The following is a 12,050-nucleotide window of genomic DNA, read 5'->3' on the forward strand; positions in this document are numbered from 1 at the left end:
TACCCGTGCCACGCGGACGGTACGCGCCGCCGCCGCCCGTTCAGTCCTTGGGCTGGAGCCGCAACGACACGGAGTTGATGCAGTAGCGGTCGTCCGTCGGCGTGGGGTAGCCCTCGCCGTGGAAGACGTGACCGAGATGCGAGTCGCAGCGCGCGCACCGCACCTCGGTGCGGACCATGCCGAGGCTGCGGTCCTCGATCAACCGCACGGCGTCCGAGTCCGACGGCGCGAAGAAGCTCGGCCAGCCGCAGTGCGACTCGAACTTGGTGTCCGACCGGAACAGCTCGGCGCCGCACGCGCGGCAGGAGTACACGCCCTCGGTCTTGGTGTCGACGTACTCCCCGGTGAACGGCCGCTCGGTGCCGGCCTCCCGGAGGACGTGGAACTCCTCGGGGGAGAGCTGGACCCGCCACTCGGCATCGCTCTTGACCACCTTGTCCATGCGTCCAGCGTACGAGATGCGGCAAAAAGAGATCTCCGTTGGGGGAAGCATCCGTTCTGGGGGGTATTCGCGTCTTTGTAGGCAAGGGGGTGTCATCGCCTCCTGCTCTGGGTGGGATCACTCGCTTGATCGCCCGAGCGGCACAGCCCACGCCCGTGCTGGCGCCGCGCGGTGCGGTCCGCGCTTGTCCGGGCGGCGCGCCAGCGCCCGTACGAGTCGCGCACGCGGGTGATCTTGAGGTCCGTCCCGTCGAGCCCTCGGTCCCGCCACCGAGGCGGGCTCCGGGACGGACCCACCCGGGGGTTCGCGGGCTTTGTCGGTCGGCCGGGGTAGGTTCGGTGGCATGGCATCGCCGTACATTGAGCTCGAGGTGGGGGAGCGGACCGTCAAGGTCACCAACCCCGACAAGGTGTACTTCCCGGAGATCGGGATCACCAAGCGCGAGCTGGTCGAGTACTACGTGAGCGTCGGCGACGGCGTGCTGCGGGCCCTGCGGGACCGCCCGACCAACCTCAAACGTCACCCCGACGGCATCCACACCGACGCGATCTACCAGAAGCGGATGCCCCCCAAGCACCCCGACTGGCTGCGGACCGTGACGGTCACCTTCCCCAGCGGGCGCACGGCCGACTCGCTGCGGGTGACCGAGGTCGCCGCCGTCGCCTACTGCGCCAACCTCGGCACGGTCGACTTCCACCCGTGGCAGGTGCGCGCCGCCGACGTGGAGCATCCCGACGAGCTGCGCATCGACCTCGACCCGCAGCCGGGGCTCGGGTTCGACGCGGCGCGCCGGGCCGCGTTCCTGACTCGCGAGGTGCTCGCCGACCTCGGCATGACGGGGTTCGTGAAGACCTCCGGCAACCGCGGCGCGCACATCGCGGTCCGCATCGAGCCGCGCTGGGACTTCGTCCAGGTGCGGCACGCGGGCATCGCGCTCGCGCGGGCCGTCGAGGAGCGCGCCCCCGACCTCGTCACCACCGCCTGGTGGAAGGAGGAGCGGGGCGAGCGGGTGTTCATCGACTTCAACCAGAACGCCCGCGATCGCACGGTCGTCAGCGCCTACTCCGTGCGGGCCCGGCCCGCCGCGACCGTCTCGGCGCCGCTGACCTGGGAGGAGCTGGAGGACGCCGATCCGGCCGACTTCGACGTGCGCACCATGCCGGCCCGTTTCGCCAAGGTGGGCGACGTGCACGCGGCCATCGACGAGCGGGCCCACTCGATCGAGCCCCTCCTGGAGCGGTACGCCGAGGACGGCCGCGGCGACATGCCGTACCCGCCCAACTACCCGAAGATGCCCGGCGAGCCGCGGCGCGTGCAGCCCAGCAAGGCCCGCCCCGACGGCGACTGACCGCGGCGGGCGGCCGATCCCGGCGGGTGCCGTTCCGCACGGCCGGCCCCCTCCGATCGCCGGGGCGTTCGGGCTCCACCGGCCGTGCGGCCTTTCCGTCGTGCCCGGAGTGCGGGCGCGTGCCTGGAAGGTAACCCCGCGTCCGGGGTTACGGAGGCTTGCCTGGGTTGATAGATCTTCTACGGAGAAGGAGAAATTTCTCCCTGGCGGTGGAGTTCTCCCCTCCCGGGAGGTGTCAGGAGTCGCCGAACTCCAGCCGCAGCGCCCGGGTGAAGTCGGCGACCGCCTCCTCGTGGCGCTCCAGATCCTGGAGGATCTCGCCGCGCACCCGGAACGCCCAGACGTACTCGGGGTCCAGCTCGATCGCCCGGTCCAGGTCGCGCAGGGCCGCCTCGTCGTCGCCCAGCTCGCTCAGCACCGCGCCCCGGCTGCCCAGCGCCCGGTCGTTGTCCGGGTCCAGCTCGATCGCGCGGTTCAGGTCCGCCAGCGCCTCGTCGTAGCGGTCGATCATGCGGTACGCCTCGCCGCGCCTGCTGAGCGCCCGCACGTAGCCGGGGTCCGCCCCGAGGGCGCGGGTGTAGTCGTCGATGGCCTCGGCGTAGAGCTGGAAGCGCTGGTACAGCTCGGCCCGGGCCAGCCACGGGTACGCCTGGTCCTGGTTGAGCGCGATCATGCGCGCGTGGACGTCGAGGGCGTCGTCCATGCGGCCGAGGTCGGCCAGGGCGTCGGCCTTGCCCTCCAGCACCCAGAACGACTCGGGCGTCAGCGTCAGCGCGTGGTCGAAGTCGGTGAGCGCCTCCTCCAGCCGGCCCAGCGCCGCGTACACCTGGCCGCGCGAGCCCAGGGCGTACCCGCTGTCCGGCTCCAGGCGCAGCGCCTCGTCGAAGTCGGACAGGGCGGCGTCGAACCGCTCGATCAGCCGATGGCTCTCGCCCCGCAGCCGCCAGGCGCGGGCGCTGTCCGGATCCAGGGCGACCGCCTCGGTCAGGTCCGCGATGGCCGCGTCGTGGCGCGACAGCGCCGCGTACGACTCGGCCCGGCTGCGCAGCACGGACGCCCGCGAGTGCGCCGCCTCCTCCGACAGCTCCGCGGGCGCCGGGGCGCCCCCGGCCGTGGCGCCCGTCCGCGTGGGCTCGCTGCCGATCTCCTCGCTGAGGATCCCCTCGCTCATGGCCGGGAATCTATCTGACTAGATCTGAATGACGGCAGCCTTTTCCCGGGTGTACTCCAGGACGCCGTCGTGCCCGTACCCGCTGTCCTTCACGCCGCCGAACGGCAGGCCGGGCGGCATCTGCCGGAACGTGTTCACCCACACGGCCCCGGCCCGCAGGTCGCGCACGAACCGGTGGGCCCGGCCCAGGTCACGCGTCCAGAGGCCGGCCGCCAGCCCGTACGGGGAGTCGTTGGCGACGCGCAGCGCCTCCTCCTCCGTCTCGAACGGGATCGCCACCGCGACCGGACCGAAGATCTCCTCCTGGCAGACGCGCAGCCCGTTGTCCGTGGTCGTGTACAGCGTGGGCGACACCCAGTAGCCGCCGGGCAGGTGCGGCACCACCTCGGCGCCCCTCCGGCCGCCGAAGACCAGCTCGGCGCCCTCCTTCTCGGCCAGGTCCAGGTACGAGGTGACCCGCTCGTACTGGCCGCGCGACACGATCGGCCCCATCGTGGTGTCCAGGTCGAGCGGCTCGTCGAGGACCAGGCCGGACGCGACGCGCTCCATCCGCTCCAGCATCTCGTCCCAGATCGAGCGGTGGATCAGCATCCGGGAGCCGGCCACGCAGACCTGCCCCGCGTTGCCGGTGTAGACGGAGTTCACGGTCAGGCCCTGGGTGGCGGCGTCGAGGTCGGCGTCGGGGAAGACGATGTTCGGCGACTTGCCGCCCAGTTCGAACGTCATCGGCTTGAGCGCGTCGGCCGAGGCCCGGGTGATGACCTGGGCGGTGGCCGTGGAACCGGTCAGGCTGATCTTGTGGACGCCGCGGTGCCGTACGAGGGCGTCGCCGACCTCCTCGCCCACGCCGCTGACGATGTTGAGCACGCCGGGCGGGAACACCTCGGCCAGCAGCTCGCCCAGCCGCAGCACCGACACGCTCGCCTGCTCGGCCGGCTTGACGATCACGGTGTTGCCCGCCGCCAGGGCGTAGGCGGCCTTGGCGGAGAAGGTCGAGATGGGGGAGTTCCACGGGATGACGCACAGGGCCACGCCGTACGGCTCGCGCCGGGTCATCCCGAGCGTGTCGGGCCCCAGGATGACGGTGTCGCCCTTGACGGCGTCCAGGCACTGGCTCGCGGCGAGCTGCCACAGGTGCGCCATGCCGGGCAGGTCCTTGGTGAGGGTGTCGCGCAGGATCCGGCCGTTGTCGCGGGTCTCCAGCCGGGCCAGCTCCTCGGCGTGCTCGGTGAAGACGGCGCTCACCTGGCGCAGGACGTGTGCGCGGGCCAGGGCGGGCAGGGCCGACCAGCGGGGGAACGCCTTGCCCGCCGCCTCCACCGCCGCCTCGGCGTCCCGGGGGCCGCTCGCGGGGACGCGGGCCCACACCTCCCCGGTGGCGGGGTTGACGGAGTCCATGGTCCTGCCGTCGGCCGCGGGGACCAGCCGGCCGCCGACGAGGTTGCGATAGTCGCTCACCCGACCAAGCATATGCTTGCTTGACTGCGGGTGCCAGCGCGAGCCGGCGTCACGCGCGGGGCGGTCCGGGAGGCGGCGCGGTCGCCGCGGCGCGGGCCGGGGGCGGCACGGGCACGTCGGCGGGGCCCGGACGCGGCGCCGGCGCGTCGGCAGGGCGCGGGGGCGGCGCGATCGCGTCGGCGCGGGCCCGGGTGGCGACGGCCACGACGGCGGCCAGCAGCGGGAAGAGGGCGACGACCGCCGCCGCGCGGGACGTGCCCGTCCACGCCGCCGACGCCGCGGTGACGGCGGAGCCCAGCCCGCCGCCGACGAAGAACGTCAGGTTGAGCAGCCCCATGCCCGCACCGCGCAGAGCGGCCGGCAGCCGCGCCGACAGGTCGCCGATGATCACGACCTGGGTGAGGGCGAACGCGGCCAGGCACAGGGAGGCCGCGGCCACGGCGGGCCAGGGGCCGCCCCGGCCCGTCGCCGTGACGACCAGGGCGGCCGCCGCCGCCAGCGCGGTGCCGGCCAGCACCAGCCGGCCGCCGCGCGCGGGGAGCAGGCCGGCCCGGCGCGACAGCACCGCGCCGATCGCCGCCCCCGGAAGCAGCGCGACGCCGATGGTCAGGACGCTCCAGCCATGAATGCCGGCCAGGATCTGCGGGATCACGTACATGGCGGCGAAGAGGCCGGCGAAGACGCCGACGCCGATCGCGGCCCCGATCCGGTGGACCGCCTCGCCGACCAGCGCGCGCGGCACGAAACCGTCCGGCCGCCGCGCCACCCGCCACACGAGGGCGCCGCAGGCGAGCACGAACACCGCCGCGAGCGCCAGGACGACGGGCCCGCCGAGCCCGAGCGTCCTGGACTGGACGATCACGAGCAGGGTGCTCACCGCCGCGGTCAGCGCGGCGGCCCCGGCGACGTCGATCGGGCGGCGCGAGCCCGGCCGTACGGCCAGCCGGAGGCAGAAGGGGGCCGCCACGACCGACAGCACCGGCAGCACGAGGGTGACGCGCCAGCTCAGCCAGGTGGTCACCACGCCGCCGAGCAGCGTGGCGACGGACGCGAACAGCGCCATCACCATGCCGTAGGCGGCGAGCACCCGGCCGCGTTCACCGGGGTCCACGCCCGCGAGCAGGGCGGCGCCGACCGCCGCCACGCCCCCGGACCCGGCCGCCAGCATCAGCCGCCCGCCGACCAGGACACCGAGGGAGGGGGCCGCCACGCACACCAGCGCGCCGGCGGCCAGCAGCAGCGACGCGGTCAGCAGCGCGGCCCGCGCGCCCCTGGAGTCCGCCAGCCGTCCGAAGACGGCGGTGCCGACGCCGAGCGCCAGCGCGTGCGCCGTGAGGACCCAGGCGACCTCCGCGGCGCCCGCCCCCAGCGCGGCGCCCACCTTGGGCAGCGCCACGGCGGCGGCCGTGACGCCGAAGACCGATGGGCCGAACAGCCCGCCGAGCCGCACCGCCGTCGACAGCGGGCCGATCCGCCCGCCGGAGGCCGCGCTCGCCGCGACGGGGGAGGGGGCGGCGGTCATCGGGTGGTCCCCGTGGACGGCGAGCCGGCGGCCTGCACGAAGTGGACGTCGTAGCGCTCCTGTTCCGTCAGCAGGCCGTCGAAGGGCTCCAGGCCGTGCTGGACGCGCCCGAGCCGCCGGAAGTAGCCGAACCGGTCGACGCCCGGCGTCAGCACGGCCAGCAGGTCCGCCTCGGCGTCCGGCGCCGCCCGGAACGCGTGCGGCATCCGTGGGGGCACGACGACCAGGGCGCCCCGGGTGACGGTCAGTGTCTCCTCGCCGAGGAGGAATTCCATCGCGCCGTCCAGGACGTAGAACAGTTCGGTGGACAACGCGTGGTAGTGCGGCCGGGCGCCGTCGCGGCCCCGCCCCAGGGCGAGCCGGTTGGCGCCCAGCGCGCCGGCGGTGTCGCTCGCGTCGGCCAGCAGGGTGAACGCCCCGCCCTCCGGCAGCTCGACCACCTCCGCGGTCCCCGCGGGCACGACAAGGGCCTGTGACGTGGTGAAAGTCATTCTCAGCTCCTTCCGATATCGGGATCCATTGCAGTCCGGGAAGACGGAGCGAACCAGAAGCGGTTGTCACCTACAGCCATCACCGATCGAGATGAATCGAGGACGTGGGTGGAGCTGAGGCAGCTCGCGTATTTCGTGGCGGTCGCCGAGGAGGGCGGCTTCGGCCGCGCCGCGGAGCGGCTGAGCATCGTGCAGTCGGCCGTGAGCCAGCAGATCCGCCGGCTCGAACGCGAGCTCGGCGTGCCCCTGTTCACCCGGACGACCCGGCGCGTGCACCTGTCCGGCGCGGGCGAACGCCTGCTGCCCGAGGCGCGGGCCGTGCTGGCCGCCGCGCACCACGCGCGGCAGGTCGCCGCCGACGTGCGCGCGGGCAGCGACGGCGTCCTGCGGCTCGGCATCGTGCAGGGGCCGGGCGACCGGATCTACCGCACCCTCGGCGCGCTGGCCGACGTCGCGCCGCGCCTCCAGGTCCGCCCGCGGCGCCTGCCGCTGTCCGACCGGCTGGCCGCCGTACGCTCCGGCGAGCTCGACGCGGCGCTGGTCCGCGCGCTCACCGGCGCCCCCGGCCTGGAACTGCTCCCGGTCTGGACCGACCCGCTGTACGTGGCCCTGCCCGCCGGGCACCCGGCGGCGGGTCGCGCCGAGCTCGGGCTCGACGACCTGGCCGGGCTCCCCCTCCGGCTCTCCCTCCGCGAGGACAACCCGCCCTTCCACGACCTGATCACCGACGCCTGCCGGGCGGCCGGGGTCAGCCCGCCGGCCGGGCCGCCGTTCACGACGCTCCAGGAGACCCTGACCGACATCGGCGTCGCGGCCCCCTCCTGGACGGTCTTCTACGAGGTGGCCGGCCTGCCGGACATCCCCCGCGTGGCCGTCCGGCCGCTCGCCGGTCCCTCGGTGACCACGTCGCTGGCCGTCCTCCCGGGCGTGCCCACCCCCGCCGTCCGCCACCTGCTGCACGCCCTGACCCGGGTCGCCTGACCTCGATGCCCGCTATCCGCCGTACGCCCTGACCCCGACGTCCGCCACCTGCCGCACGTCCTGACCCGGGTCACCCGACCCCGGCGCCCGGCGCGCCGGGACCGCACTAGGATCAAGGGCATGGAGCTGGCGCCGGGGGTCCACGTCGCGTTCACCGACCGCCACGGCGGCGTGAGCGCCTCGCCGTACGGGTCGCGCAACCTGGGCGGCATGGTCGGCGACGACCCCGAGGCCGTCCGCGCCAACCGCGCGGGCGTCGCCGCCGAGCTGGGCGTGCGGGCCGTGGTGTTCATGCGGCAGGTCCACAGCGCCGACGTCGCGTACGTGAGCGAACCCTTCGGGGACGACCCGCCCCCGCTGGACGGCGTCTTCACCACCGAGCCCCGTCTCGCCCTGGCCGCCCTCGGCGCCGACTGCCCGGCCGTGCTGGTCGGCGACCCCGAGGCGCGGATGGTGGGGGCCGCCCACTCCGGCCGCCCCGGCACCGAGGCGGGTGTGGCCACGGCGCTCGTCGACGCCATGACCGCCAAGGGCGCGGCGCCGGAGCGGATGACGGCGATCGTCGGGCCCGGCGCGTGCGGCCGCTGCTACGAGGTGCCGGCCGAGCTGCGCGAGCGCGTCGCCTCCCGGGTGCCCGCGACCTGGTCCACGACCTCCTGGGACACTCCCGCGCTCGACCTGCGCGCCGGCATCGAGGCGCAGCTGCGCGCCGCGGGCGTGACGGACGTGCGCCACGACGCGCGCTGCACGATCGAGTCGCAGGAGCTCTACTCCCACCGCCGCGAGCAGCCCGGCGGCCGCTTCGCCGGCCTCATCTGGCTGGCCTAGCCGTACCGGGCCGCGCGGACCGGATCACCGCGGCGGCCCGATCCCGCTACCTCGGCGCCCGGAAGCCGCCGATCTCCTGTTCGAGCAGCTCGGCCAGCCGCAGCGGGGTGCGGTCCTCGTACATCGGCCCGACGAGCTGCACTCCCACCGGCAGGCCCTCGAGGGACCGGCCCGCCGGCACGGCGGTGGCGGGCAGGCCGGGCATGGTGGCCAGGCCGGCCCAGACGAGCTGGTCGAAGTACGGGTACGCGACGCCGTCGATGTCGATCCGCCGTTCCATCGGATTCGGGTGGTGGTCGTGCGGGAAGGCGGGCGTCGGCGTGATCGGGCACACCACCGCGTCGAACTCGGCGAACAGCCGCCGCCAGCCGTGGCGGTGGACCTCGCGGCGGTTGTTCGCCACTATCCAGTCGCGGTGGCTGAACAAGATGGCGCGCAGCCGCACGGCGTCAAGACTCTGGTCGTCCGCGCTCAGTCCGGCGACGCGGATCCGTAGCTCCTCGTACGATTCGATGGGAAAACGCGCGACGGAGCCCGAGATCAGCAACTGCATGTAGAGCATCCCGGCCTCGGCCAGATCGGGCAGCAGCGGACTGTGCCGTTCGACCCGGGCGCCGCCGTCGGCGAGCGCGTCGGCCACCCGGTTCACGCCCGCCCGCACGGCGGACCCGGTCGCAATGAGCGGATGCTCGTCGAGGACCAGGACCCGGAAGTCGCGGAGCCGCTCGTGGCGGGCGGGCGGCAGTGCCAGGCGGTGCGCCACGCCGTGCGTCAGCGGGTCCGGTCCGGCCATGACGTCGAGCAGGAGCGTGAGGTCGCGGGCGGTGCGCGCCATCGGGCCGACGACGGCGAGGTCGAGGTCGACCGGCAGTGCCGGCTCGGACGGCGGGACCATGCCGCGGTTGGCCGCCAGCCCGAGCGTCGGCTTGTGCGCGTAGACGCCGCAGAAATGCGCGGGCGTGCGCAGCGAGCCGGCGATGTCGGAGCCGATGGACAGCGCGCCGAACCCGGACGCCAGGGCCGCCGCCGACCCGCCGGAGGACCCACCCGACGTGCGCGCGTGATCCCACGGGTTGTTGGTGGTGCCGTAGATCTCGTTGAAGCTCTGGATGTCCTGCAGCCCCAACGGCACGTTGGTCTTGCCGAGCACCACCGCGCCCGCGGCCTTGAGCCGCGACACCTGCACCGCGTCCTCGGCCGGCACATGGTCCCGGTACGGCGGCATGCCCCAGGTCGTGGGCAGCCCGGCCATGTCGTACGACTCCTTGACCGTCACCGGGACGCCGAGCAGCGGCCGGTCCTCGCCGCGGGCGCGCGCCCGGTCGGCATCGCGCGCGGCGGCCCGCGCGCGGTCGAAGTCCGGAACGCAGATCGCGTTGATCACCTTGTCGTCCCGCTCGATGCGGGCGATCGCCTCGTCGGTGAGTTCCACGGAGGTCACGTCACCGGCGCGCAGGGCGGTCATGAGTTCTTCGGCCGAGCAGAAATTCCATTCCATTCATCAGAATGTAGCGGCCCGCCGAGGGCGCCGAAACGGCCGAGTCGCCGGCGAATTCACCCGTTCGTTCTGTGCTCCAAGCGGCTCCGCCCCAGGTCGGCGGCTGTTCTGAGCCAATTGTCGGGGCGTGGGGCATGAAATGCCGATTCGCACAACGAGACAGATGTCTCAATGCTTGTCGCTATTGTTTCTCGGGCCATGTCGTGCGGGAATTGTCAAGTAAATGAATGCGCCGGACGCTCAGGGCCCCGCCAGGGCCGGAGCGGTGCGCAGGACGTCGCGCGCCAGCCCCAGGTCGCCCTCCAGCTCCGCCGCGAACGACTCCGGCTCGCCCCGGCCGCCCAGCAGGAAGCAGAACTCCACCACGTCCGCCGTGATCCGCGCCTCCGGCTCCCGCGCCCCGGTGTCGGCGACCCCGAGGGGAACGTGCCACTCGCCGCCGCCCGGCCCCGTCAGCGTGAGACGGAGCGCCCGGCCGCTGCCGTCGAGGCCCGACAGCAGCATCGTCCACGGCAGCAGCCGCGCGCACAGGTCGGCCGCCGGGTGGATGTGCTCCGGCACCGGGTGCGGCAGCCGCAGCCCGGCCGCCCGGGCGGCGTCGTCGGCGTGGATCCACGTCTCCAGGGTGCGGGCCAGCACGTGGTCGCGCACCGCCGTCTCCATGCCGTCGAGGGTCGCCGGGGCCTCGGGCGCCAGCGGGACGAGATGCCGGCATAGCGCGTCGGCCTGGGCGCGCCAGTCGCGCCGCGTCTGCTCCGGGCTGCGGGCCCGCTCGTGCGCCTGCACGTCGGCCGTACGGCCCAGCGCGTCGGAGGCCGTGATCGGCGGCCCGAGGACCGGGGCGCCCACCGCGGCGGCCAGCAGGCCGTCCTTGGCGGCGAGGTGGGCGACGAGCTCCTGCAGGGTCCAGCCCTCCACCACGACGCGCGACCAGTCGTCGTCGCCGGCCGAGGCGAGCAGGGCGTCCATGGCCGCCACCCGGCCCGCGTACGGCCGGGCCCAGTCGGCGGTGGGGGCGGCCGGGCGGCGCCGGGCGCGGGCGCCGGCGAGCAGTTGCGGCCGGAGGGAGCCGGCCGGCACCTCGGCGTCCTCCATCAGCGCGTCCACATAGAGACGATCGACGGGCTCCATCACACCTCCTCCTCTGCCAGCGCGTCGGCCAGGCGCCGCAGCGCCAGCCGGATCCGCGACTTGGCCGTGCCCTCGGGCACACCCAGCTCCTCGGCCACCTGCCGGTAGGTCCGGCCGCCGTAGTAGGCCAGCTCCACCGCCTGTCTCAGGCCGTCGGGTAACGCCGTGACCGCCCGCCGCACCCGTTCGGCCTCGTCGGCGGCGAGCACCGTCTCCTCCAGCCGCGGGGGCGGCGGCTCGAACAGCCGGGGACCCAGCGTGGAGACCCGGCGGCGCTCCTCGGCCCGCACGTGGTCGACCGCGCGGCGGTGGGCGATCGTGGCCAGCCACGCCCGCAGCGTGCCCCGGTCGGGATCGTAGGCGAGGGGACGCTCCCAGAAGATCAGGAACACCTCCTGCGTGATGTCCTCGGCGATCACCCGGTCCCTGGTGACGCGCAGCGACAGACCGAAGATCAGCGAGGAGAGGTGGTCGTAGACCTCCCCGAGTGCGGCCTCGTCGCCGCCGACCACCCGCTGGTGCAGCAGGCGGTCGTCGTACGGCGCCTCCACTGGCACCACGCTCCCGATGAGCTCCCGATGATCCGGACCAAGGCGGCCGGTGCGCCGCGACCCGAGCATGCCATTATTCGCGGCAAAAGTTGAGCCGGATGAACCCGGCCGGGCCTGTGTCCCGGCTCCGGCCAGGGGAGGGACGGGTTCACGGTAGGGTCGTAAGTCCACCAACGAGAGGGAGGAACCGTCATGGCAACCACCCGCACCGCCACCACGCAGTGGAAGGGCGCCCTGCTCGACGGCTCGGGCACCGTGTCGCTCGACACGTCCGGCGTGGGCACCTTCGAGGTCTCCTGGCCCTCGCGCGCCGAGGCGGCCAACGGCAAGACCTCTCCCGAGGAGCTCATCGCCGCGGCCCACTCCTCCTGCTTCTCGATGGCCCTCTCGCACGGCCTGGCCGGCGCCGGCACGCCGCCCGAGTCGCTGCGCACCAGCGCCGACGTCACCTTCCAGCCGGGCGAGGGCATCACCGGCATCGTCCTCACCGTGCAGGGCCAGGTGCCCGGCATCACCGCCGAGCAGTTCCAGGAGGCCGCCGAGACGGCCAAGGCCAACTGCCCGGTGAGCAAGGCCCTCACCGGCACGATGATCACTCTGAACGCGCAGCTCCTCTAGCGAGATCGTGA

At 74.1% G+C, this 12,050-nt stretch carries 12 protein-coding genes; 4 read left to right on the forward strand and 8 right to left on the reverse strand.

Annotated elements, in window-relative coordinates; all coding sequences use genetic code 11:
- Positions 1-40: 40 nt before the first annotated feature.
- On the reverse strand, positions 41-442 hold the full coding sequence (msrB, locus tag HTZ77_RS06050) for a peptide-methionine (R)-S-oxide reductase MsrB (protein ID WP_175588404.1): 402 nt from the start codon (positions 440-442) through the stop codon (positions 41-43).
- A 343-nt stretch (positions 443-785) separates the two neighbouring features.
- Here msrB and ligD point away from each other — a divergent pair, with 343 nt between their 5' ends.
- The gene (ligD, locus tag HTZ77_RS06055; RefSeq protein WP_175588405.1) at positions 786-1,790 is read left to right on the forward strand and encodes a non-homologous end-joining DNA ligase; all 1,005 of its coding nucleotides are present in this window, start codon (positions 786-788) and stop codon (positions 1,788-1,790) included.
- A 235-nt stretch (positions 1,791-2,025) separates the two neighbouring features.
- On the opposite strand, the gene HTZ77_RS06060 is transcribed toward ligD, so the two are convergent.
- From HTZ77_RS06060 to HTZ77_RS06075, 4 genes are read right to left on the reverse strand one after another with little or no spacing between them, the layout of a single operon-like run.
- On the reverse strand, positions 2,026-2,961 hold the full coding sequence (locus HTZ77_RS06060) for a tetratricopeptide repeat protein (RefSeq protein WP_175588406.1): 936 nt from the start codon (positions 2,959-2,961) through the stop codon (positions 2,026-2,028).
- Positions 2,962-2,979: 18 nt separating this feature from the next.
- Positions 2,980-4,419, reverse strand: a complete 1,440-nt coding sequence (locus HTZ77_RS06065; RefSeq protein WP_328808439.1) for an aldehyde dehydrogenase family protein — start codon at positions 4,417-4,419, stop codon at positions 2,980-2,982.
- Between the two features lie 49 nt (positions 4,420-4,468).
- Positions 4,469-5,941 carry an MFS transporter gene (locus HTZ77_RS06070; protein WP_175588408.1) on the reverse strand — a complete coding sequence of 491 codons (1,473 nt, stop codon included), beginning with the start codon at positions 5,939-5,941 and terminating at the stop codon, positions 4,469-4,471.
- Positions 5,938-6,432: a cupin domain-containing protein gene (locus HTZ77_RS06075; protein ID WP_175588409.1), complete on the reverse strand. Its 495-nt coding sequence runs from the start codon at positions 6,430-6,432 to the stop codon at positions 5,938-5,940. The genes HTZ77_RS06070 and HTZ77_RS06075 overlap by 4 nt, the downstream gene beginning before the upstream one ends.
- A gap of 108 nt (positions 6,433-6,540) precedes the next feature.
- On the opposite strand from HTZ77_RS06075, the gene HTZ77_RS06080 reads away from it, so the two are divergent.
- Both HTZ77_RS06080 and pgeF read left to right on the forward strand, forming a co-directional pair.
- Entirely contained in the window at positions 6,541-7,413 is an 873-nt protein-coding gene (locus tag HTZ77_RS06080; RefSeq protein WP_175588410.1) for a LysR family transcriptional regulator, read from the forward strand.
- 120 nt (positions 7,414-7,533) lie between these two features.
- Positions 7,534-8,241, forward strand: coding sequence for a peptidoglycan editing factor PgeF (gene pgeF, locus HTZ77_RS06085; protein ID WP_175588411.1), 708 nt, complete (start codon positions 7,534-7,536; stop codon positions 8,239-8,241).
- Positions 8,242-8,287: 46 nt separating this feature from the next.
- On the opposite strand, the gene HTZ77_RS06090 is transcribed toward pgeF, so the two are convergent.
- The 3 genes from HTZ77_RS06090 to HTZ77_RS06100 form a co-directional block, all read right to left on the reverse strand.
- Complete coding sequence (locus tag HTZ77_RS06090) at positions 8,288-9,739, reverse strand: amidase (protein ID WP_175588412.1); 1,452 nt, start codon at positions 9,737-9,739, stop codon at positions 8,288-8,290.
- Between the two features lie 240 nt (positions 9,740-9,979).
- Complete coding sequence (locus HTZ77_RS06095; RefSeq protein WP_175588413.1) at positions 9,980-10,870, reverse strand: maleylpyruvate isomerase family mycothiol-dependent enzyme; 891 nt, start codon at positions 10,868-10,870, stop codon at positions 9,980-9,982.
- Entirely contained in the window at positions 10,870-11,430 is a 561-nt protein-coding gene (locus HTZ77_RS06100) for a sigma-70 family RNA polymerase sigma factor (RefSeq protein WP_205302106.1), read from the reverse strand. Before HTZ77_RS06100 ends, HTZ77_RS06095 begins: the two co-directional genes overlap by 1 nt.
- A gap of 183 nt (positions 11,431-11,613) precedes the next feature.
- Between HTZ77_RS06100 and HTZ77_RS06105 the strand changes: the two genes are divergently transcribed.
- Positions 11,614-12,039: an OsmC family protein gene (locus HTZ77_RS06105; RefSeq protein ID WP_175588415.1), complete on the forward strand. Its 426-nt coding sequence runs from the start codon at positions 11,614-11,616 to the stop codon at positions 12,037-12,039.
- The last annotated feature ends 11 nt before the right edge of the window (positions 12,040-12,050 follow it).

Origin of the sequence: Nonomuraea montanisoli, from assembly GCF_013363975.1 — a bacterium.
Classification (GTDB): domain Bacteria; phylum Actinomycetota; class Actinomycetes; order Streptosporangiales; family Streptosporangiaceae; genus Nonomuraea; species Nonomuraea montanisoli.

Excerpts from the sequence above, each read along its gene's own strand:
- msrB (WP_175588404.1), bottom strand. The coding sequence starts at position 442 with ATGGACAAGGTGGTCAAGAGCGATGCCGAGTGGCGGGTCCAGCTCTCC.
- ligD (WP_175588405.1), top strand. The coding sequence starts at position 786 with ATGGCATCGCCGTACATTGAGCTCGAGGTGGGGGAGCGGACCGTCAAG.
- HTZ77_RS06060 (WP_175588406.1), bottom strand. The coding sequence starts at position 2,961 with ATGAGCGAGGGGATCCTCAGCGAGGAGATCGGCAGCGAGCCCACGCGG.
- HTZ77_RS06070 (WP_175588408.1), bottom strand. The coding sequence starts at position 5,941 with ATGACCGCCGCCCCCTCCCCCGTCGCGGCGAGCGCGGCCTCCGGCGGG.
- HTZ77_RS06075 (WP_175588409.1), bottom strand. The coding sequence starts at position 6,432 with ATGACTTTCACCACGTCACAGGCCCTTGTCGTGCCCGCGGGGACCGCG.
- pgeF (WP_175588411.1), top strand. The coding sequence starts at position 7,534 with ATGGAGCTGGCGCCGGGGGTCCACGTCGCGTTCACCGACCGCCACGGC.
- HTZ77_RS06090 (WP_175588412.1), bottom strand. The coding sequence starts at position 9,739 with ATGGAATGGAATTTCTGCTCGGCCGAAGAACTCATGACCGCCCTGCGC.
- HTZ77_RS06095 (WP_175588413.1), bottom strand. The coding sequence starts at position 10,870 with ATGGAGCCCGTCGATCGTCTCTATGTGGACGCGCTGATGGAGGACGCC.
- HTZ77_RS06105 (WP_175588415.1), top strand. The coding sequence starts at position 11,614 with ATGGCAACCACCCGCACCGCCACCACGCAGTGGAAGGGCGCCCTGCTC.